The organism is Halobacillus karajensis, from assembly GCF_900108515.1.
Taxonomy (GTDB): domain Bacteria; phylum Bacillota; class Bacilli; order Bacillales; family Halobacillaceae; genus Halobacillus; species Halobacillus karajensis.
Map to the genome: position 1 here is coordinate 37,587 of NZ_FNWW01000001.1, position 19,249 is coordinate 56,835.

The 19,249-nt window shown below is 40.8% G+C and carries 18 protein-coding genes and 1 other RNA gene; 7 read left to right on the plus strand and 12 right to left on the minus strand.

Translation table 11 applies throughout. The features are described from left to right. Positions 1 to 74: 74 nt before the first annotated feature. Positions 75 to 1,367, minus strand: coding sequence for an isocitrate lyase (gene aceA, locus BLW54_RS00210; RefSeq protein ID WP_074732939.1), 1,293 nt, complete (start codon positions 1,365 to 1,367; stop codon positions 75 to 77). Positions 1,368 to 1,380: 13 nt separating this feature from the next. Continuing rightward, the gene (aceB, locus tag BLW54_RS00215; protein WP_074732940.1) at positions 1,381 to 2,973 is read right to left on the minus strand and encodes a malate synthase A; all 1,593 of its coding nucleotides are present in this window, start codon (positions 2,971 to 2,973) and stop codon (positions 1,381 to 1,383) included. A gap of 595 nt (positions 2,974 to 3,568) precedes the next feature. On the opposite strand from aceB, the gene BLW54_RS00220 reads away from it, so the two are divergent. After that, on the plus strand, positions 3,569 to 3,982 hold the full coding sequence (locus BLW54_RS00220) for a VOC family protein (RefSeq protein WP_074732941.1): 414 nt from the start codon (positions 3,569 to 3,571) through the stop codon (positions 3,980 to 3,982). 78 nt (positions 3,983 to 4,060) lie between these two features. Here the strand turns inward: BLW54_RS00220 and BLW54_RS00225 are convergent, their stop codons facing one another. The 3 genes from BLW54_RS00225 to BLW54_RS00235 form a co-directional block, all read right to left on the minus strand. Beyond that, complete coding sequence (locus tag BLW54_RS00225; RefSeq protein WP_074732942.1) at positions 4,061 to 4,633, minus strand: histidine phosphatase family protein; 573 nt, start codon at positions 4,631 to 4,633, stop codon at positions 4,061 to 4,063. Between the two features lie 134 nt (positions 4,634 to 4,767). Further along, complete coding sequence (gene ilvD / locus BLW54_RS00230; RefSeq protein WP_035505904.1) at positions 4,768 to 6,465, minus strand: dihydroxy-acid dehydratase; 1,698 nt, start codon at positions 6,463 to 6,465, stop codon at positions 4,768 to 4,770. A 195-nt stretch (positions 6,466 to 6,660) separates the two neighbouring features. Continuing rightward, positions 6,661 to 6,819, minus strand: a complete 159-nt coding sequence (locus BLW54_RS00235; RefSeq protein ID WP_071414068.1) for a DUF1540 domain-containing protein — start codon at positions 6,817 to 6,819, stop codon at positions 6,661 to 6,663. 262 nt (positions 6,820 to 7,081) lie between these two features. Between BLW54_RS00235 and murB the strand changes: the two genes are divergently transcribed. Continuing rightward, on the plus strand, positions 7,082 to 8,002 hold the full coding sequence (gene murB, locus BLW54_RS00240) for a UDP-N-acetylmuramate dehydrogenase (RefSeq protein WP_035505906.1): 921 nt from the start codon (positions 7,082 to 7,084) through the stop codon (positions 8,000 to 8,002). A 41-nt stretch (positions 8,003 to 8,043) separates the two neighbouring features. Here the strand turns inward: murB and BLW54_RS00245 are convergent, their stop codons facing one another. Continuing rightward, positions 8,044 to 8,664 carry a YpjP family protein gene (locus tag BLW54_RS00245; protein WP_035505907.1) on the minus strand — a complete coding sequence of 207 codons (621 nt, stop codon included), beginning with the start codon at positions 8,662 to 8,664 and terminating at the stop codon, positions 8,044 to 8,046. 176 nt (positions 8,665 to 8,840) lie between these two features. Continuing rightward, positions 8,841 to 9,974 carry a zinc-dependent alcohol dehydrogenase gene (locus BLW54_RS00250; protein WP_035505909.1) on the minus strand — a complete coding sequence of 378 codons (1,134 nt, stop codon included), beginning with the start codon at positions 9,972 to 9,974 and terminating at the stop codon, positions 8,841 to 8,843. A gap of 462 nt (positions 9,975 to 10,436) precedes the next feature. Here BLW54_RS00250 and BLW54_RS00255 point away from each other — a divergent pair, with 462 nt between their 5' ends. Beyond that, complete coding sequence (locus tag BLW54_RS00255; RefSeq protein WP_231622334.1) at positions 10,437 to 10,889, plus strand: YndM family protein; 453 nt, start codon at positions 10,437 to 10,439, stop codon at positions 10,887 to 10,889. Between the two features lie 116 nt (positions 10,890 to 11,005). On the opposite strand, the gene ssrA is transcribed toward BLW54_RS00255, so the two are convergent. Next, positions 11,006 to 11,367: a transfer-messenger RNA gene (gene ssrA / locus BLW54_RS00260) on the minus strand. A 97-nt stretch (positions 11,368 to 11,464) separates the two neighbouring features. Further along, complete coding sequence (smpB, locus tag BLW54_RS00265; RefSeq protein ID WP_035506008.1) at positions 11,465 to 11,929, minus strand: SsrA-binding protein SmpB; 465 nt, start codon at positions 11,927 to 11,929, stop codon at positions 11,465 to 11,467. 157 nt (positions 11,930 to 12,086) lie between these two features. On the opposite strand from smpB, the gene BLW54_RS00270 reads away from it, so the two are divergent. Both BLW54_RS00270 and BLW54_RS00275 read left to right on the plus strand, forming a co-directional pair. Next, complete coding sequence (locus BLW54_RS00270) at positions 12,087 to 12,959, plus strand: GNAT family N-acetyltransferase (RefSeq protein ID WP_074732943.1); 873 nt, start codon at positions 12,087 to 12,089, stop codon at positions 12,957 to 12,959. Positions 12,960 to 13,046: 87 nt separating this feature from the next. Further along, a complete protein-coding gene (locus BLW54_RS00275) occupies positions 13,047 to 13,466 on the plus strand; it encodes a Thoeris anti-defense Tad2 family protein (RefSeq protein WP_074732944.1) in 420 nt (139 codons plus the stop codon). 47 nt (positions 13,467 to 13,513) lie between these two features. On the opposite strand, the gene rnr is transcribed toward BLW54_RS00275, so the two are convergent. From rnr to secG, 3 genes are all read right to left on the minus strand, one after another. Beyond that, the gene (gene rnr / locus BLW54_RS00280; protein WP_035506013.1) at positions 13,514 to 15,799 is read right to left on the minus strand and encodes a ribonuclease R; all 2,286 of its coding nucleotides are present in this window, start codon (positions 15,797 to 15,799) and stop codon (positions 13,514 to 13,516) included. A 39-nt stretch (positions 15,800 to 15,838) separates the two neighbouring features. Then, positions 15,839 to 16,582 carry an alpha/beta hydrolase gene (locus BLW54_RS00285; RefSeq protein ID WP_035506015.1) on the minus strand — a complete coding sequence of 248 codons (744 nt, stop codon included), beginning with the start codon at positions 16,580 to 16,582 and terminating at the stop codon, positions 15,839 to 15,841. 307 nt (positions 16,583 to 16,889) lie between these two features. Then, on the minus strand, positions 16,890 to 17,123 hold the full coding sequence (gene secG / locus BLW54_RS00290) for a preprotein translocase subunit SecG (protein ID WP_035506016.1): 234 nt from the start codon (positions 17,121 to 17,123) through the stop codon (positions 16,890 to 16,892). A 453-nt stretch (positions 17,124 to 17,576) separates the two neighbouring features. On the opposite strand from secG, the gene BLW54_RS00295 reads away from it, so the two are divergent. Continuing rightward, a complete protein-coding gene (locus BLW54_RS00295; protein ID WP_035506018.1) occupies positions 17,577 to 18,326 on the plus strand; it encodes a DeoR/GlpR family DNA-binding transcription regulator in 750 nt (249 codons plus the stop codon). Next, a complete protein-coding gene (pfkB, locus tag BLW54_RS00300) occupies positions 18,323 to 19,246 on the plus strand; it encodes a 1-phosphofructokinase (RefSeq protein ID WP_035506020.1) in 924 nt (307 codons plus the stop codon). Before BLW54_RS00295 ends, pfkB begins: the two co-directional genes overlap by 4 nt. The last annotated feature ends 3 nt before the right edge of the window (positions 19,247 to 19,249 follow it).

A 19,249-nucleotide genomic window follows, 5' to 3' on the forward strand; every position in this document is an offset into this window, starting at 1 on the left:
ATCCAGGAAGACAACAAAGAAACGCCCATAAGATTGGACGTTTCTTTGTTATATCTTCTCTTTCTTTTAAAGAATCATGTTGAACGAACGGTTTCAGAAGTAAATTGTTCGGATTCAGTAGACCCTTTTAATGCAGTAGTAGATGAAGTTCCACCAGAGATCACTTGAGCGACCTCATCAAAATACCCTGTACCAACTTCCCGCTGGTGTCGGGTTGCCGTATACCCATGAGTTTCACTTGCGAATTCAGCCTGCTGAAGTTCAGAATATGCCTCCATACCACGGTCCTTATAATGTCGGGCCAGCTCAAACATCCCATGATTCAAAGCATGGAATCCCGCAAGAGTTACGAATTGGAACTTATACCCCAACTCTCCTAACTCTCGCTGAAAATTCGCGATAGTCTCATCATCCAACTTTTTCTTCCAGTTGAAAGAAGGGGAACAGTTATAAGCAAGTCGTTTACCAGGAAATTGTTCATGAATCGCCTCGGCAAAACGACGAGCTTCCTCTAAATCGGGTTCAGATGTTTCACACCAGACAAGGTCGGCATAAGGAGCATACGCTAACCCTCTGGCAATAGCTTGATCCAACCCTGATCTCGTTTTGAAGAATCCTTCGGCTGTTCGTTCACCAGTGAGAAATGGTTCATCATAGACATCGATATCACTTGTGATCAAATCTGCTGCATTTGCATCCGTACGTGCAATAATAATAGTTGGGACGCCCATAACATCAGCTGCGAACCTGGCTGATATAAGATTCCTAACAGCCGTTTGCGTTGGCAACAGGACCTTTCCACCAAGATGGCCGCATTTCTTTTCAGAAGAAAGCTGATCTTCAAAATGAACCGCTGCTGCTCCTGCTTCAATCATACCCTTCATAAGTTCAAAGACATTCAGTTGACCACCAAAGCCGGCTTCCGCATCCGCCACAATTGGAGCGAACCAGTCAATCTCATCATTTCCTTCCATATGATGGATTTGATCTGCTCTTTGAAGAGCTTGATTAATCCTTTTAACCACCTGCGGCACACTGTTGGCTGGGTATAAACTCTGGTCAGGATACATATGTCCTGAAAGGTTGGCATCTGCTGCAACCTGCCAGCCGCTCAAATAGATGGCTTTCAACCCCGCCTTTACTTGCTGCATCGCCTGATTTCCTGTAAGTGCACCGAGCGCATGGACATAATCTTCCTCGTTCATCAGGTTCCATAACTTTTCAGAGCCCTTTTGTGCCAATGTATACTGAATATCCATTGAACCTCTCAAGCGGATGACTTCCTCCGCTTCATAAGGTCTTGTTATACCGTTCCACCGAGTTTGATTCTGCCAATCCTCACGCAATTTTTTAACACGTTCATTCATTTATAACTCCTCCTTAAGTTAAATAAGTATAAGCTTCCAATGTTAAAAATTCAGCGAATTCATCGTTCCGGATCAATCGATCGAACAATTCTGCAGCTTGATGGTAGGAACCTTTTTCAAAGGCATCTTTTCCTACTTCCCACCGAATCGCCTCCATCTCCTCTTCTTTAAGGGCTGCGTAAAGCTCCATTGTTATATTCCTTCCGTCTTCTAAAGTTCCTTGCGGATGTCTGATCCACTGCCATACTTGAGCTCTGGAAATTTCCGCAGTGGCTGCATCCTCCATCAGGTGATGGATTGGTGCGGCTCCTTTCCCATCCAACCAAGAAGCGATATACTGTATACCAACATTGATATTTGTTCGTAGACCTTGCTCGGTTATCGATCCTTCAGGTACTTCCAGCAACTGATCTGCGTTAATAGCAATAGGTGTTTTCGTTTTGTTGATTTGATTGTCTCCTGGAAGATACTTGTCAAAAGTATCCATTGCTGTCTCTACCATGGCCGGGTGGGCGACCCACGTCCCATCGTGGCCATCGGTCACTTCTCTTTCTTTATCCGAACGGACTTTTTCAAAAGCCTGTTCATTTTTCTCAGCATCATTTTTTACAGGAATCTGTGCAGCCATCCCTCCTATAGCGGGGGCATTTCGTTTATGGCAGATTTGGATTGTCAAAAGGGAGTAGGAACGCATAAATGGCACAGTCATCGTCACTTGCGAACGATCAGGTAAAAGAAAATCTTTGTGGTTGCGAAATTTTTTCAGATAACTGAAAATATAATCCCAACGCCCACAGTTCAACCCTGCTGAATGATCCTTTAATTCATAAAGAATTTCATCCATTTCAAATGCGGCTAATATCGTTTCAATTAAAACGGTCGCTTTGATTGTACCTTTCGGAATGTTCAAATAATCCTGAGCAAAAATAAAAACTTCGTTCCAAAGCTTGGCCTCCTGGTGATTTTCTAGCTTTGGAAGGTAAAAATAAGGAGCGGAGCCATTTTCCATTAAACGCTGAGCATTATGGAAGAAATAAAGCCCAAAGTCGACTAGACTGGCTGAGAGTGCTTCCTGATTATAGGACAAATGCTTTTCTTCTAAATGCCATCCTCGCGGCCGAACCTTAAGAACTGCAGTTTCTTCGTTCAATTGATACACTTTCCCTTGATTGCTCTCAAAGCGAATCGTTTTTTGAATGGCATCTCGGAGGTTTATTTGACCATTGATGGTGTTGGACCATGTCGGAGAATTTGCATCTTCGAAATCTGCCATAAATACTTTTGCTCCTGAGTTAAGACCATTAATCACCATTTTACGATCAACAGGTCCGGTGATTTCTACCCGCCGATCCTCTAGTTCCTCAGGGATCGGCGCTATTGTCCATTCTGCATTTCTTATATCTTTGGTTTCCTCTAAAAAATCCGGTCGCTCTCCTTGATCGATTCTCTTTTGTATTTCCGCTCTATCTTTGAGCAGCTGTTTTCTTTGTCCATTGAACCTTTTATGCAAATGAGCAAGGAATTCTAAAGCCTCATCTGTCAAAATCTCTTTAAAACCCGGACTCATAACACCATTAATTTGGATTCCAGACAATTTCGTTTCCATTCATCCTCCACCTTCTGTTGTATATTAAAAATCAATCACCTTACCTGATATATAACAGAAACCATATAAAACTACTCATCTTTTTTAGCAAGGCAGCGATCGCATTCCATCATGTAGTTATACGTATGACCTTCGATTTTCGAACCACATTGCGGACATGGGACATGTTGTTGTTTTTTCATTTTTAAACTCCTCCTTTGGTATAACAGAAACTTTATTATTTATCTGTTATGGTACAGTTTACTGCGAGAGAAGATGAATTGCAACCGTTTTCTGAAGATTTTTTTAATTTAGGCGTGAAATAAATGGAAAAAAGGCGCCATAATAAGGGTTAGCATCTCTAAAAATTTTATAATAATCTTATATCAGGACAAGTGCGAGGCTACTTGGAGTATTCCATAAAACTGTATTCTTTCCATCTGTTTTAGTACAACCCTCTAAAACAACGGTGATCCCCATATCTCTCCTTGTATGGTCCATCAGGAGAGAAGATACGCTGAACTACTCCCCGGACGAGAACGTTTGTTCTTGTTTCCTTTTCAGAAAACGAGTATAATGAAGTTGGATAAAAAATTCTAAAAGGAGTGGTTCACTTATGAAGGCTCAAGCTACACCTTATTTTACGTTCACTGGAAATGCCCGAGATGCTCTAGAGTACTACAAAGAGGTTTTTAAAGGGGAAATAATCACCTGCCAGACATATGGAGAAGCTGATTTTGATACCCCTAAAGGAGCGGATGACCGGGTTATGCACGCACAATTCAAAAAGGATGCCCTCTTCTTCATGGTGTCTGATTCATTTCCTGGTCAAGATGTTGAACTTGGAAGCAGTATTTCGCTTGCATTAGAGTTGGACAGCCTTGAGGAAATCCAGAATTATTATAGCCTCCTAAAAGAAAAGGGAACCACTCTTATGGAATTACAGGATACTTTTTGGGGAGCAACGTACGCCAAAGTGAAAGACCCTTATGGAATTACCTGGGATCTGAATTTCACTAAAGATCAGTAAGAGCGAGAGGGCCCTATTTCTGGAGCCCAAGTTTTCTTAATCATAAAAAAGACGGCTCCCCTGTAAGAGCCGCCTTTCCTATTCCAAATGGAGTGTACAATTGAAGCGATCACAAAACCATTTCCCTTCACGGAAAAACACCTCTGAGAACGAAGCATTTTTCATATGTTCTTCGCCTATATTATCCTCATCTAACTCTCTTAATAAATGACTGATCCACGCTCCATGGCTGACAACGATAATGCTCTGATTCTCATGTTTATCCAATACTTCACTCATAAAACCAATTCCTCGAGCAACAACTTTTTCAGGTTTCTCCATCCCAAGATCAAGTGTTCTCCAGTCATTCCCCCATCGTTCCTTGCGTTCAATTTCTGTAGTCCCTTCAATTTGGCCGCCGCCTGCTTCTTTCAGACGTGAATCGAATAGAATGTCTAATCCTACTTTTTCACTGATAAATTCAGCTGTTTGTTTCGCTCTTAATAGAGGGCTGGAATACAATACATCCCATGTCCCATTTTTTAACCGTTCAGCTAATTTTATTGCCTCTCTCTTCCCTTCTTCATCCAACCGGATATCCGATGTTCCTTGTGCTCTTTTTTCCTTATTCCAAGGAGTACTTCCATGTCTAATCAGCGCAACTTTAGTCATATGATCACCTCATCTTTATTAAAAGTTCTACATATTTTTATAAAAATCCTCTTTTAAAAAGTGCCGCTATTATTGGACGATATTCCTTTCTCCCAATTAAAAGAAGACCGCTTTAATCAGCGGTCTTCTTATCATTAATCTAAATCCAGGTCTGTAACTGCCCCTTTTGAAGAGGAAGAAACCAGACGTGCATATTTGGCAAGTACCCCAGACTTGTGCTTAGGTTCGGGACGCTTCCAATCACGCTTTCTGCGCTCATACTCCTCATCACTCACCTCAAAGTTGATTTGTTGAGTATCACTGTCTATAGTTACCATGTCTCCTTCTTTCAGCAATCCGATTGGACCACCAACAAAGGCCTCAGGAGCCACATGCCCGATAACGAACCCGTGCGAACCTCCTGAAAAACGACCATCTGTTAGCAATGCGACCTTTCCTCCTAACCCTTTACCGACAATCATTGCCGTGATCGAGAGCATCTCAGGCATTCCCGGTCCGCCCTTAGGTCCTACGTTCCGAATGACAAGCACATCTCCAGGTTTAATCTCATCATTGACGATAGCTGTTGTAGCTTCGTCTTCACCGTCATAAACACGGGCAGGACCTTCAAAACGGCTGATTTTCTGTCCAGACATTTTCGCTACAGCACCTTCTGGGGCGAGATTCCCTTTTAATACCACAAGTGGTCCTTTTTCCTTAATCGGCTGGTCAAAAGGAACAATGACCTTCTGACCTTCTTTAAGGGAAGGTACTTCCTTTAGGTTTTCTGCAACCGTTTTGCCAGTAACAGTCAGACAGTCTCCATGAAGCAATCCTTCTTCTAGGAGTAATTTCATGACAGCTGGTACACCGCCACTTTCATACAGATCCTGCATAACGTATTTCCCGCTTGGCTTCATGTCCGCAATATGTGGTACTTCTTGTCTGATTCTCTCAAAATCATCTAAGGTTAAATCGACACCTGCTGAATGAGCAATTGCCAGTAGGTGAAGGAATGCATTTGTTGACCCACCTAAAGCCATAACGACAGTTATCGCATTTTCAAATGCTTCTTTGGTCATGATGTCTCGTGGATAGATCTCTTTTTCCAACAGCTCAATCACAAGTTCTCCTGCCTGCTTGCATTCCGATTCTTTATAATCATTTACAGCAGGAGTAGAAGAAGAGCCAGGAATACTCATGCCTAATGCTTCTACAGCAGAGGCCATTGTATTAGCTGTGTACATCCCTCCACAAGCTCCTGCTCCGGGACAAGCATGACATTCTACTTTATGAAGTTGTTCATCATCAATTTGTCCTTCATGATATTGGCCCACAGCTTCAAAGGAGGAAACAATATCAATATCCTCACCGTTCAACTTCCCTGGCTGAATCGTGCCGCCGTAAACATATACAGAAGGGATATTCATCCGTCCAATTGAAATCAAGCACCCAGGGGTTGTCTTATCACACCCCCCGATGGCAACGATACCATCCAGACGCTCTGCATTTGTTACCGTTTCAATAGAATCAGCTATAACCTCACGACTCGGCAAAGAATAGAACATGCCTTCGTGTCCCATAGCAATACCATCTGCCACGGTAATGGTATTAAAGATCATCGGAGCTCCTCCACTTTCACCTGCTCCACTTTTAGCTTCCCTTGCCAATTTATCGATATGTACATTGCACGGAGTCACTTCACTCCATGTACTGGCAATTCCTATCATTGGCTTTTTAAAATCTTCATCTGTAAATCCAACAGCCCTTAACATCGAGCGGTTCGGGACACGATTGACGCCTTCACTGATGACTTTACTTTTTATCCTTAAATCTTTTTTCGTTTTCTCCATCCCTTACACCCCTTAAAATAAATGTCGAACATTTTCGTTTATGAAAACAACTTACCATGATGATACTAACAAGAGGAGTACATGGCAATAACTTTTCTGAAAATAATAAACATTGCATACAATAAAAGCGCTTTCTTTCTCCGAAAAAAATGAAAAAAAGGCCTGCACATAGGCAGACCTTTCTATATAGGGGGGTTACACATTAGCAGGTTCAAATGTCTTACAATCTGTTTCTTTACTATGACTTGCTTTTTTCCCTTTATGACTGACAACGAAAATCTCATCTGCTCCGCAAGATATTCCATCACGGTTGTGAACACAGTTTTTCACTTCACATTTCACATCTAGTGCCATCTTCTTACACCTCCCTATGCTAAGTATTGTCAACGAACACTTTCGGGAATATTCTTGTCAGTAATCTCCACACGATTCCTGAGTTAAAATCCGACTCAATGACCATAGAGATTTGTGATAAAATAGAAAGCGTGATTGTGAAAAAGTCAAAGAACTTTTTACACAGTACTTCATAAATTGTATAAAAGATGGACGTTTGAAATGATTGAGGAAAAATAATAAGAACATTCGATTATAACAACTCTTAATAGGACTGGTGTTTATGAATAGGAAACAAGAGATTTATAATAAATTGTTAGAGCTTGTGAAAGAGGAAAATGTAAAAGTGGATGAAATGCTGAGAGACCATTTGTACACAAAACTTGGAGGAAAAGCTGACTTTTTCATTACTCCTACTTCATATGAAGAAGTACAGAATGTCGTTAAGCTTTCTAATGAAGACCACATCCCCTTTACTCTGCTAGGGAATGGATCGAACTTAATTATTAAAGACGGGGGCATTCGTGGAATCGTCATCAACCTTAAACATCTGGATTCGATTACATCTGAAGGCCATAAAGTAGTTGCTCAAAGCGGAGCTCGCATTATCGACGCCTCTCGCTATGCTCTCGAGGAAAAATTATCAGGGCTGGAATTTGCATGTGGTATTCCAGGCACAGTTGGCGGTGCCTTGTATATGAATGCTGGTGCCTACGGTGGAGAAATCAAAGATGTACTTGACTATGCCTATGTGGTCGATAAACATGGAAATTTAGTGAAACGTATGGCTTCTGAGCTTGACCTCGATTATCGTACAAGTAACATCCCGGATAATGGTGATATTGTTGTGGAAGCGACTTTCAATCTTAAACCGGCCTCCTATAACAAAATTAAAGAAGTGATGGATGACCTTACTTATAAGCGAGAATCAAAACAGCCGCTTGAATATCCGTCCTGTGGAAGTGTCTTTAAGAGACCTCCAGGATATTTTGCCGGTAAGCTCATTCAAGACAGCAATCTTCAAGGGACAAATATCGGTGGAGCAGAAGTATCTAAAAAACATGCAGGATTTATCATTAATAAAAACAATGCAACAACCTCGGATTATATCTCTTTAATTGAACATGTCCAAAAGACGGTGAAGGAAAAGTTCGGTGTTACTCTTGAAAGAGAAGTCCGTATCATCGGAGAAGATAAGGAATAATAATGGAGCCTGGGCTTAAAGCGCAGGCTCCTCTATGCTTTTTATGACATCCATTTTGGGGGGGTATTTTTTTCCCAATAAATTTCGCCGATTTCTCTGTGCTTCATAAAGTTATCTTCCTGTAAGTGGTAATGAAAATTAAACCAGTACCCTTCTCCCGGTCGCTTATCTCTTCGTACATGAAAACGCGCCACTTCTTCTTCCGTATGTTTATTGTATATATTAAAAATTCTTTCACCATAACCCTGTGTGGGTTCTTCGGTTATTTCATAGTAAGGAACTTCTTCTGTGTCCACCGATGTAAGGATCTCTTCCATAACCTCTTCGATTTTTGGTAATATCGTCTGAGCCATGTCTTCATCAACTTTTTCAATAATACGCGGCCCCATTTTTGCCAGGGTTTGTGTTTTGGCTTGTTCTGTCATGGTTTCTATCATCTCGTTGGTAGTAAGGGGCTCTTCGGGCAGATCTGGGATGATATTAAATTCTTCTACCTTCAGCTCTTCTGCATTAGCTAAAAGGGCAGATTCATCAATATGACGGTCAGCTGACAACCCTTTTTTATCCGCTGCTTCCGTGTCAATCTGCATGGGTGGTATATAAAGTCCCAAGGTCATTACAGATATGAGAACAACGAATATTTTTCTCATTAACGGTTTCATTCCAGATAACTCCCTTATTATTCAGTCTCTTATTATTGTACCATTTTCGGTGGGGTTGTCCATAATTTAAGAAACCGTTTCCTTTATTTTCACGCTTCAACTTTTCCTTCCTACTTTAATAGGATTCTATCCCCCATAAAAAAATGGACACCCGTTAAAAGGAATGTCCATTTTTATTATGGCTTTAAGACAACTTTAATACAGCCATCTTTCTTTTTATTAAACATCTTATAACCTTTAGATGCCTCTTCTAATGGCATGGTGTGGGTGATAATCCGCGTTGGGTCAATGTCACCTGCAATAATGTGTTGATAAATTCTTTCCATATAGCTTCTTGCATGCGCCTGGCCCATTTTTATTTGGACATTTCTTGAGAAAAACGCCCCTAACGGAAAAAGATTATAATTTCCTCCATAAACTCCCGTTAATTGAAGTGTCCCACATTTTTTCACCGCTTTTGATGCGATTTGTATCGGCCCCAGTGTGCCTCCTTGCAGTTTTAACTTCTGCTCCGCCAATTCTAATGGCGATTTCTTTCCATCCATTCCAACACAATCAATGACAACATCAGCCCCCCCTTTTGTTTCTTCTTTCAGGACTTCGCCCATATCTTTATAATCGGTAAAATTAAAAACTTCGCTATGATTCACTTTTCTTGCGTGCTCCAAACGCTCTTCAATATAGTCGACCCCGATGACTCTTTCTGCCCCTTTCTTCCAGGCAAAATGCTGCGCCATTAACCCCACCGGTCCAGATCCTAGGATAATCACAGTATCTCCCTGCTTTACTCCTGCGTTCTCAACACTCCAATAGGCGGTCGGAAGGACATCTGATAAAAATAATAAGGATTCATCCTCCATTTCACATTGCTGTGGGATTTTGAATGGGGTGTAATTCGCAAACGGAACCCTTAAATATTCCGCCTGTCCTCCTGGGTGGTTTCCAAATTTTTCACTATAACCAAAATACCCCCCAGAATCATAATGGGGATTAGCATGATCACATTGACTTTCTTGGTGGGAGTTGCAATAGTGACACTCCCCACATGCAACTGTAAATGGAATGACTACTCGATCTCCGACTTTCACTTTGGTTACTTTTGGACCTGCTTCCTCCACAATACCCATTGGTTCATGTCCGATGATATACCCGATCGGAAGTGGGAAATTCCCTTGATATAAATGAAGGTCAGACCCGCAAATTGCCGTAGAAGTTACCCGAATGATAATATCATCATCTCTCTCAATTTTCGGGTAAGGAACTTTCTTCACAGCTACTGAATATTTTCCTTGATACGTTACAGCTTTCATATGACTCGCTCCTATCGTTCGTCCATGCTGTTATGTTTAACGAATAAGACAAAATCATACTTTTATCTAGGAATCCAAAGAATAAATCGGTGATATTTTAAGGAAGGAATTATGTTTGAATAGAAAGTAAAAATGTCGAAACGCTAAATAAGTATAGGGAATTTTCCGGAGATTATAATTGAGTTTTTCTTAAGGCATAGAGACAAAAGAAATGACCCACGTGTAATTTTTTTCACTGGCAAACTTCTGAACATCAGGAATAATTCTCTCCCTCCAATACATCTGCCTCATTGGTAGTGGAAGGAAGAAATCCCTGGTGAAGTAGTATTATCATCAGTACTAAAAATATCCATCATACAACCTCCCTTTAGTGAAATCAATCACACCCTCTTTTTTACAATTAGTTCCATTCAATACAATGAATGATTATGAAGCATTTGAGAAAACATAGTAAAAGAGGAGGTGCTTATTTTGGAACATATCAAGTTGTTTGCGTGGAAATTTATTTTCACTTTCGCAATCCTGTTTGCCATACTTGGTGCAGGCTTCGATGTGTCATTTGGAAATGTATTTCTCATTAGTTTAGTACTAAGCGTCATCGGATATGTCGTTGGTGATCGTTTAACGTTAGCTCGAACGAAAAACACCACCGCAACACTCGTTGACTTTGTCTTGATTTTTGGTGTCGTCTATTTTATGACAGAGGCGCTAACAGTCGGTGATGATGTATTCGAAGCTACTGCCTTTTCTACAATCGCACTGACGATTTTTGAATACTTCTTCCACAAATCCGTGGCAAGAAATCTGGATGAAGAAAAAATGGAAGAAAATACTCAAGACAACTTCGCGCCTAAAGGTGAATTGAGAACAGAAGCATCTGAAGAATTAACGCCTTATGACGATGACGACAAATAATGAGGAATAAATGATAATAACCAAGAAGACCAGGCCATCCATTTTCTGGATGGCCTGGTCTTCCTATTTTAGGAAATTCATTAAATTCAAGCATAAAAAAACCACCAATTATGTATTGGTGGAGACGGTGGGAGTCGAACCCACGTCCGGAGATATCGGCACTCGGGCTTCTACGAGCGTAGTTGATATATTATCTTTCACTACCACTTCAGCCTACCAACAGGCTTCCGAGGAGCTAGCCTGATTATTCTCTTCGTTTTTCCTCAGGCGGTGGAAAAACGCGTAGCCCACTTTAGTTTGAGACCCTTCATCTAGCACATGGGCGATACCAGGAAGGATCAGCTATAGACTACTTACGCAGCTACAGCTAGGTTTTCGTTAGATTCGCCAGTTATATTTAGGCAAATGACGGTTTACGAGACGTCGCTCGACTCGCGACCCGAGCTCGACCTATCCCCGTCGAATCCGTAACGTCCCCGTTAGGATTAAGGAATAACAGTCAAGCTGTTGATCCATGTCGTGTTTACGACAATTCATATTATAGCAGATAGTATATATTTTTTCAAGGGAACCTGTTATCGAAGGCTATCCTTAATCGCGCGATCGATTTCACGCTTTTGCTGCTTCCGCTTCAAATCTTCCCGTTTATCATATTTTTTCTTCCCTCGTCCAACACCAATTAATATTTTGGCTACGCCATTTTTGATATACACCTTTAACGGCACTAAAGAATATCCCTTTTGCTGAGTCTGCCCAATCAATTGATTAATTTCCTTACGGTGCATTAACAATTTACGGGCACGAGTTGGATCGTGATTGAATATATTGCCTTGTTCATACGGCGAAATATGCATATTATGCAGAAACACTTCCCCTTTATGAATGCGGGCAAAGCTGTCTTTTAGATTTAACCGGCCATTACGAATGGATTTTATTTCTGTTCCCTGTAAAACGATTCCTGCTTCAAACGTTTCTTCAATCGCGAAATCGTGGCGGGCTTTTTTATTTTGAGCTAACGTTTTTCCATGTCCTCTTGGCATAGCGTTTCCTCCTCTATTGCGTCCCTTTATTGTATCAAATGTCACCCTCATTTCCAATTGTTATAAAGTAAGGTGGGGCCGTTTGTCTTCATAGACTTTTTCAATGAACGTGTGAGAATATAAAAGAGCATAAGTTTGAAAAAGGAGATCTAAATCCATGACAGAAGTGATGAACGTGAAACAACTGACTATGGAGGACTATCCCGCCCTCACCAAAATGGATACTGGAATAGAGGATGACTATGTTGTTCGTATCTTCGACAGGCTTGTCCAATCAGACATGCATGAACTATTTGGGCTTTTCCAAAGTGACCAAATGCTTGCTATAGGCGGATACAGTTTATTTGGAGATGGTAAATTCGCTATGCTGGGCCGTTTACGAAGTGACCGCCGCTTTCAAACGAAAGGGAATGCCACAGAACTATTAAAGCCTATTATGGAACGGTTGAAAATGAACCGACGCGTCAATTGGATTGGCGCCAACACCCATTTAGGAAACCTCCCGGCTCGCCGTGTTCTTGAAAAACTGGGCATTGAACAAGGGCCTGTCATTCACTACCTAATATTGACACGCCCTGACCTTTTGTCTGGTCATACACCTGGATCCATCTGGGAACCGGTTCATGATTTAAAGAAGAAATATCGATTATTAACCCAATTGAATAAAAATGAACTAGGGACCTTTCCTTACGAATGCTATTATCCTCTTCCCTTCGATTACTCACTCTTTACGGACGAATATCTTAATGATTCTTCTTTTTATGAAAGTCCTGATAGAAGTAGGTTTATCATAATCAAAAAAGATACGAAAAAATACGATTATTCCCATGTAAAGTATTTTTGGAATGATCATTACGAACAACCGGGTTTCTTTGAAACTCTTCTTCACCACTGGAATAATCATCCTGACCATATCGGTTGTTGGATTGATTTTTCAGATCATGGGTTCAAAAACATCCCCGAATTGACTGCTTACGATGTTCAGGACCCATGGATCCTGTACGGCACATGGAAAACTAATCGAATATAAAAATTCTGCTGCATATATTGACAAGCTCCTTCATAGTATTTAAAATCCTCAAAGGAAATATTTTAACGTAAGAAAGGATTAAAGACTATGAACTTTATGCAAGCCGTAAAGCTGTTAGATGAAGGTCATGCTTTGGAACGTCATACATGGAAGAACTCTGGATATATAGTGAAAGATGCAAAAGGAAAAATCATTTTCTTCGATCATAATGAACCAACTTTTTACTCATTAACCACATCAGACGCATTAGCTGAAGATTGGGAACAAGTCAACAAAGACCAATGGACAATTGTTTCTGTATCCCACGATCGAGAATTAATGAGAGGCAAGCTCTTTGTTTCCTATCACATATGTACGGCAAATAGTGGCCGTCACATAAACAATCACCTGGTGGACAAGGATGAATTATCCCAGTGGTCCCGTTACGTTCATTTGGACCTGGCAAATTCTGCCCGCTACTTGAATAAACAAGATGTGGCTACTATTCAAAATACCATTAGTGCCTAATGGTTCCATAAAAAAACGCGCGATTCGATCGCGCGTTTTTTTATGATCTATTTTTTCTTTTTGCTGCCTTTTTTAGAAACTCCCTTATTTCTGTAAAAAGGTTTATTACCTTTTTGTTTGTTCTTCTTATCTTTCTTCCGATCCGGTCCTTTTGATTTGATCTGCTTCGGCCTTTCTGGACGTTTTCGCTCTTTTCTAGGCTTCATGCCATCAATTTCAAAATCAACCACACGTTCCTCAATATTCACATTTGTCACACGAATCGTCACTTCGTCACCAATACGGTAAACATTCCCTGTTCGTTCACCAATCATAGCGTACTGCTTTTCATGATAGTGGTAGTAATCATCTGTTAACGTACTGACATGCACAAGTCCTTCCACTGTATTTGGAAGCTCTACGAACATTCCGAAGCTAGTGACAGAGCTGATCACACCTTCAAATTCTTCTCCGATTTTATCCTGCATGAATTCTGCCTTTTTCAAATCGTCCGTTTCTCGTTCTGCATCAACTGCCGCTCGTTCCATTTCTGACGAATGACGGGCAATTTCCGGCATTTGGTCTTTCCAATGCTTCCTTGTCTTATAATCCAGCTTATCTTCTACAAGATAAGTGCGAATCAAGCGGTGGACAATCAAATCCGGATAACGACGAATCGGTGAAGTGAAATGCGTATAAAAATCTGTCGCAAGGCCAAAGTGACCAAGCCCTTGAGGGTCGTACTTCGCCTGCTGCATTGAACGCAGCATTAGTTTTGAGATGATCATATCTTCCTGGGTGCCCTTCACTTCTTCCAGGACCTTTTGTAAGGCTTGAGGGTGGACATTTTCAGCAGATCCTTTGACTACATACCCCAAATTAGCTACAAATTCGAAGAAATTCTGTAGTTTATCTTCATCCGGGTCCTGGTGGATGCGGTGAATAAACGGGACATCCATCCAATGAAAGTGTTCGGCTACTGTTTCGTTCGCCGCGAGCATAAACTCTTCAATTAACCGTTCAGCAACTGATCGTTCACGTAAGCGGACGTCTACAGCTTTCCCTTCTTCATCGACAACAACACCCGCTTCTTTAAAATCGAAATCAATCGCACCGCGTCCCATACGTTTCCCTCTCAAAATACTTGCCAGGTTTTCCATTTCTCGGAACATCGGCACGAGGTCCTCGTACTTTTGGATTAATTCTGGATCCTCATCTTGAAGAATACTGTTAACATCTTTGTACGTCATTCGTTCATTCGTTTTAATCACACTTTGAAAAATCTCATGGTTAACGATTTCACCATCACTATTAATTTCCATTTCACATGTTAAGGTCAAACGATCCACTTGTGGATTCAATGAACAAATACCGTTGGATAACCGGTGTGGAATCATCGGGATAACACGATCAACTAAGTACACGCTCGTTGCACGCTCACGTGCTTCTTTATCAATCGGCGAACCTTCCTCTACATAATAACTTACATCTGCTATGGAAACGCCAAGTTTATAGTTTCCATTATCCAGTTTCTTGACCATAACAGCATCGTCAAGATCCTTAGCATCTGCTCCGTCAATTGTTACTATCATTTCATCACGTAAATCACGGCGGTTTTGAATCTCACCTTCTGCAATTTCATCAGGTGTGTCTGCCGCTTGTTGGAGCACTTCCTCTGGAAAATCAACTTTAATACCATGTTTATAAATGATAGAAATAATATCAATGCCCGGGTCGTTCTTGTGACCAAGAATCTCTACAATTTCCCCTTCTGCACTCATCCGATCCTCAGGAAACTTTGTGATATTGACGATAACTTTGTGACCGTCAATGGCTCCATTTGTCTGTCCCTTCGGAATAAAAATATCATTGGGGATTCGTTTGTCATCCGCAATAACAAAGCCGAAGTTCCGGCTGGATTCATAGGTTCCAACCACTCTTGTCGTTGCTCTTTCCAAAATACGAATAACGGTCCCCTCTGGACGCGTTCCATCTTCTTTACGCTTTTCTATACGAACTAACACTTTGTCATTGTTCATGGAAGAGTGAAGATCAGAGTGGTGAATGTATACATCATCTTTATCTTCCTCATCGGGAATGAGAAAAGCGAAACCTTTGGCGTGCATTTGAATCCGACCACGAATCAGATTCATTTTCTCAGGCAGTCCGAAACGATTTTTTCGCGTACGTACAAGCTCCCCTTCTTCCTCCAGCTCATTCAGCACCTTCATGAGGTCCTTGAATTCATCGGAACTGCCAAGATCCATCGTTTCTTCAAGTTCTTGTACAGATAATGGTTTAGATGCTGTTTCCTTGAAAAAATTCAAAATTTGTTGTTTTAATTCTGTGCTCAATTGCCTTACCTCCTTTTAAATGAGGACAAGACCCCGGCTTTATGACCAGTCCAGAGATTCAAGGAATGCGAGGATGTCTTCATGAAGCTGCTCTTTTTCCTTATCCATTGTGATCACGTGGCCAGAGTTTTTGTACCATTTAATTTCCTTTTGATCGGCTTCTACTTGTTCATAAATATAGTTTGCACTTTCTGTGTTAATCATTTCATCATTTTCTGCTTGAACTACGAATGTCGGTGTATAGATTTGATCGACTTCATCATGAACTTCTCTAATAAACCCACCTAATTGTTTAAACATTTCTTCAGATTCGTTTAACAATTCCTTTACTTCCTGTTCAATAGTTTCTTTATCTTTTCCTTCTAATTGTTTATATTGTCTAGCTTTAAATTCAAATCCTTGGGTGAGTTGTTTTTCATTATCAAAAAACATCGGAGAACACATCGTAACAATTCCCTTGATTGGCTCCGAATAGGCAAGTTTCAGACCAAGCACTCCACCGAGCGACAAACCTGCTACTGCTATTTTTTTGTAACCAAGCTCACGCAGGTGGTTCAAAGCATTCTGGACATCTGCCCACCAATCTTCAGGTCTTGCTTCAATTAATGCTTCAAGCTCTTTTCCATGTCCCGCATAAATCGGACCATGAGTGGTATAACCGTGCTTTTGCAGAAAGCGGCCAAGCATCCGCACATCCGCAGAGTGACCAGTAAAACCATGTAATAATAATACCGCACGTTCTCCTTCCTCAAACGTAAATGGCTGAGGTTGTTTAATTTTCATGTCATTCTCTCCTTACTTCATCTATGTCCTTTTTTTAAAATTTCATTCCAAAAACGCAATGTATTCTATTTTACCAAAATTAAGTTACCCTGGCACATTTTACGTTTAATCTCCCATCAACCAATAATCCCAGGAATCACAACGCCAAATATGGAACCACTTTATGTATGATCTATTCTTACATTATCCTTTTCACCCACAGAAGCTAAGCAGCTGCTCCATTCAAAAGTCTCCCTCTATTAATTTATATAATTTTCTAAATAATAAACAAAGAAACTGCGCTTCTAAACGGAAGCGCAGTTTCTTATTAACCAAGGATATATGCCGTCAAAAAAGCTAAAACGAAAAATAAAACGCCTGTAACAATGGTTGCTTTGTGCAACACCGCGTCAATTCCACGTGCTTTTTGTTTACCGAATAATTGCTCCGCCCCTCCAGAAATGGCTCCTGAAAGACCAGCACTTTTTCCAGATTGTAATAAAACGAGTACGATCAATGCAATAGTATCAATCGCTAACAAAGTAATTGCGAGTGTTTCCATGATGCGCCGACACCTCCTAAAGACGTACAAATAACTAGATTAAATGTAGCATAAAAGGCTTTCATCAGCAAGCTTATTCTTCTCCTCCCAGCCCTGATCGATTTCAATCAAAATTATACCCTTACATCTCATCTCCATACTATCTCCTTTACCTTAAAGACGCAGCTTCGGGGCACTTGAGCAGGAAGACCTTATCTTTTCTGCGGTGTAAAAGTTTTGGTGCACTCGAATCGACCGCCCTGCCTCATGTGGGTTCGGAAGACGAGAGTTACCCAACATCACGTTTCTCTATACATCATTTTCGGAACCGAGCATCAGATATTTTCCATTTTTTTTAATTAATTCCAATGATTATTTGTGAATGTTTTTGATTATTTATGATGGTTTAGGGTTGATCTTTGAAAGGGTTTTCTTTTATGATGAATACAGATAACAACAAGGGGTGCATGAAACATGCTTACACCAGAACGCCAACAGCTGATTTTAAAAACAGTCAAAAATGATCATACATCAAAAATAAAACGTTTAGTCGAAGTCACTGGAGCCTCAGAATCCACCATACGCCGTGACTTGGATCAGTTAGAAGAAAAAGGCCTGCTTAGACGTGTTCACGGTGGAGCATCGTTAAGAAGTTCTGCCAGCGAAGAACCCCCAATGATTGAAAAAATCACTAAATTTCATAATGAAAAGAAAGCCATAGCAAAATCCGCGGCTTCTCTCGTTCAAGATGGAGACTGCATATTCATCGACGCTGGTTCCACTACGTATGAGATGATTCCACTTTTAAAAGAAAAGAATATCATTGTCGTTACCAATGGTTTAAGCCACCTTGATGTTTTGAATAAACACCAAATTAAAACGTACGTTCTCGGCGGCCATGTTAAGCACCAGACCGGAGCTGTGGTGGGAGCTGGAGCAATTAAAAACCTCCAGCAATATCGTTTTGATCAATGCTTTATTGGAGCGAACGGTGTGACTCTGACCGATGGCTACACGACTCCGGACCCGGATGAAGCTGCCATCAAACAGATGACTTTGACATTATCTACGAACCGCTATATCTTAGTCGACCATTCGAAATTTGAGGAAGTTGCTTTTTTGAAATTCGCAGATTTATCCGATGCAGAAATGATTACGAACTACAATGGAAAGGCTATAGAAGAGTATAGACGGAAAACAAATATAAAGGTTGTGACAACATGATTTACACATGTACATTAAACCCTTCTATCGATTACATCATGCATGTGAATGAGTTTGAAGCAGGCGGTCTGAATAGAGCTCAGGACACTTCTTATTATCCGGGAGGAAAAGGCATCAACGTCTCCCGCGTTATGTCCAGACTGGACGTGCAAACACAAGCAATTGGGTATATCGGGGGGTTTACAGGGGCGTTTGTTCAACAATTCCTTGATAGTGAATCCATTCAACATGATTTCATTGATACGAAACAGCACACTCGTATTAACGTAAAACTAAAAAGTAACGAGGAAACAGAAATCAATGGACCCGGTTCGGAGATTTCTGAACAACTTCAACAAGAATTACTTAGGAAAATTAAGAGACTCTCAAATAAGGATACGCTTGTTCTTGCAGGAAGCCTTCCTTCTTCACTTCCTGCAGACTTTTACGTCCAAATGTCAACTATATGTGCAGAAAATGATACAAAAGTAGTTGCTGATACATCCGGATCAGCTTTAGAACAACTACTGGGACATCCCTTGTTTTTATTAAAACCGAACCATCATGAACTAGGGGATCTCTTTAATGTCACCATCGACTCAAGAAAAAAAGCAGCCTTTTATGGAAGGAAATTAATCGATCAAGGGGTCAAACATGTGATTGTATCGATGGGCGGTGAAGGAGCCGTTTATATCGGGCATAGGAAAGAGCTGTATGCCAATGTTCCAAAAGGTGAGGTTAAAAACTCAGTCGGAGCTGGTGATTCTGTTGTATCCGGATTTCTTGCGGCTTTAGAAAAGGATGAACCTATAGAGGATGCTTTCCGGTACGGGGTAGCTTCAGGAAGTGCCACAGCTTTCCAAGACGATCTTTGTAAAAAAGAGGATGTTGAACATTTACTAAGTCAAATCGACGTTTCCGCTATAAATGAAAAGGAGTGAATC

What these genes read in the sequence shown, in the direction of transcription:
- aceA (WP_074732939.1), bottom strand. Translation starts at nt 1,367, where the DNA reads ATGAATGAACGTGTTAAAAAATTGCGTGAGGATTGGCAGAATCAAACT.
- aceB (WP_074732940.1), bottom strand. Translation starts at nt 2,973, where the DNA reads ATGGAAACGAAATTGTCTGGAATCCAAATTAATGGTGTTATGAGTCCG.
- BLW54_RS00220 (WP_074732941.1), top strand. Translation starts at nt 3,569, where the DNA reads ATGAAGGCTCAAGCTACACCTTATTTTACGTTCACTGGAAATGCCCGA.
- BLW54_RS00225 (WP_074732942.1), bottom strand. Translation starts at nt 4,633, where the DNA reads ATGACTAAAGTTGCGCTGATTAGACATGGAAGTACTCCTTGGAATAAG.
- ilvD (WP_035505904.1), bottom strand. Translation starts at nt 6,465, where the DNA reads ATGGAGAAAACGAAAAAAGATTTAAGGATAAAAAGTAAAGTCATCAGT.
- BLW54_RS00235 (WP_071414068.1), bottom strand. Translation starts at nt 6,819, where the DNA reads ATGGCACTAGATGTGAAATGTGAAGTGAAAAACTGTGTTCACAACCGT.
- murB (WP_035505906.1), top strand. Translation starts at nt 7,082, where the DNA reads ATGAATAGGAAACAAGAGATTTATAATAAATTGTTAGAGCTTGTGAAA.
- BLW54_RS00245 (WP_035505907.1), bottom strand. Translation starts at nt 8,664, where the DNA reads ATGAAACCGTTAATGAGAAAAATATTCGTTGTTCTCATATCTGTAATG.
- BLW54_RS00250 (WP_035505909.1), bottom strand. Translation starts at nt 9,974, where the DNA reads ATGAAAGCTGTAACGTATCAAGGAAAATATTCAGTAGCTGTGAAGAAA.
- smpB (WP_035506008.1), bottom strand. Translation starts at nt 11,929, where the DNA reads ATGCCAAGAGGACATGGAAAAACGTTAGCTCAAAATAAAAAAGCCCGC.
- BLW54_RS00270 (WP_074732943.1), top strand. Translation starts at nt 12,087, where the DNA reads ATGACAGAAGTGATGAACGTGAAACAACTGACTATGGAGGACTATCCC.
- BLW54_RS00275 (WP_074732944.1), top strand. Translation starts at nt 13,047, where the DNA reads ATGAACTTTATGCAAGCCGTAAAGCTGTTAGATGAAGGTCATGCTTTG.
- BLW54_RS00285 (WP_035506015.1), bottom strand. Translation starts at nt 16,582, where the DNA reads ATGAAAATTAAACAACCTCAGCCATTTACGTTTGAGGAAGGAGAACGT.
- secG (WP_035506016.1), bottom strand. Translation starts at nt 17,123, where the DNA reads ATGGAAACACTCGCAATTACTTTGTTAGCGATTGATACTATTGCATTG.
- BLW54_RS00295 (WP_035506018.1), top strand. Translation starts at nt 17,577, where the DNA reads ATGCTTACACCAGAACGCCAACAGCTGATTTTAAAAACAGTCAAAAAT.
- pfkB (WP_035506020.1), top strand. Translation starts at nt 18,323, where the DNA reads ATGATTTACACATGTACATTAAACCCTTCTATCGATTACATCATGCAT.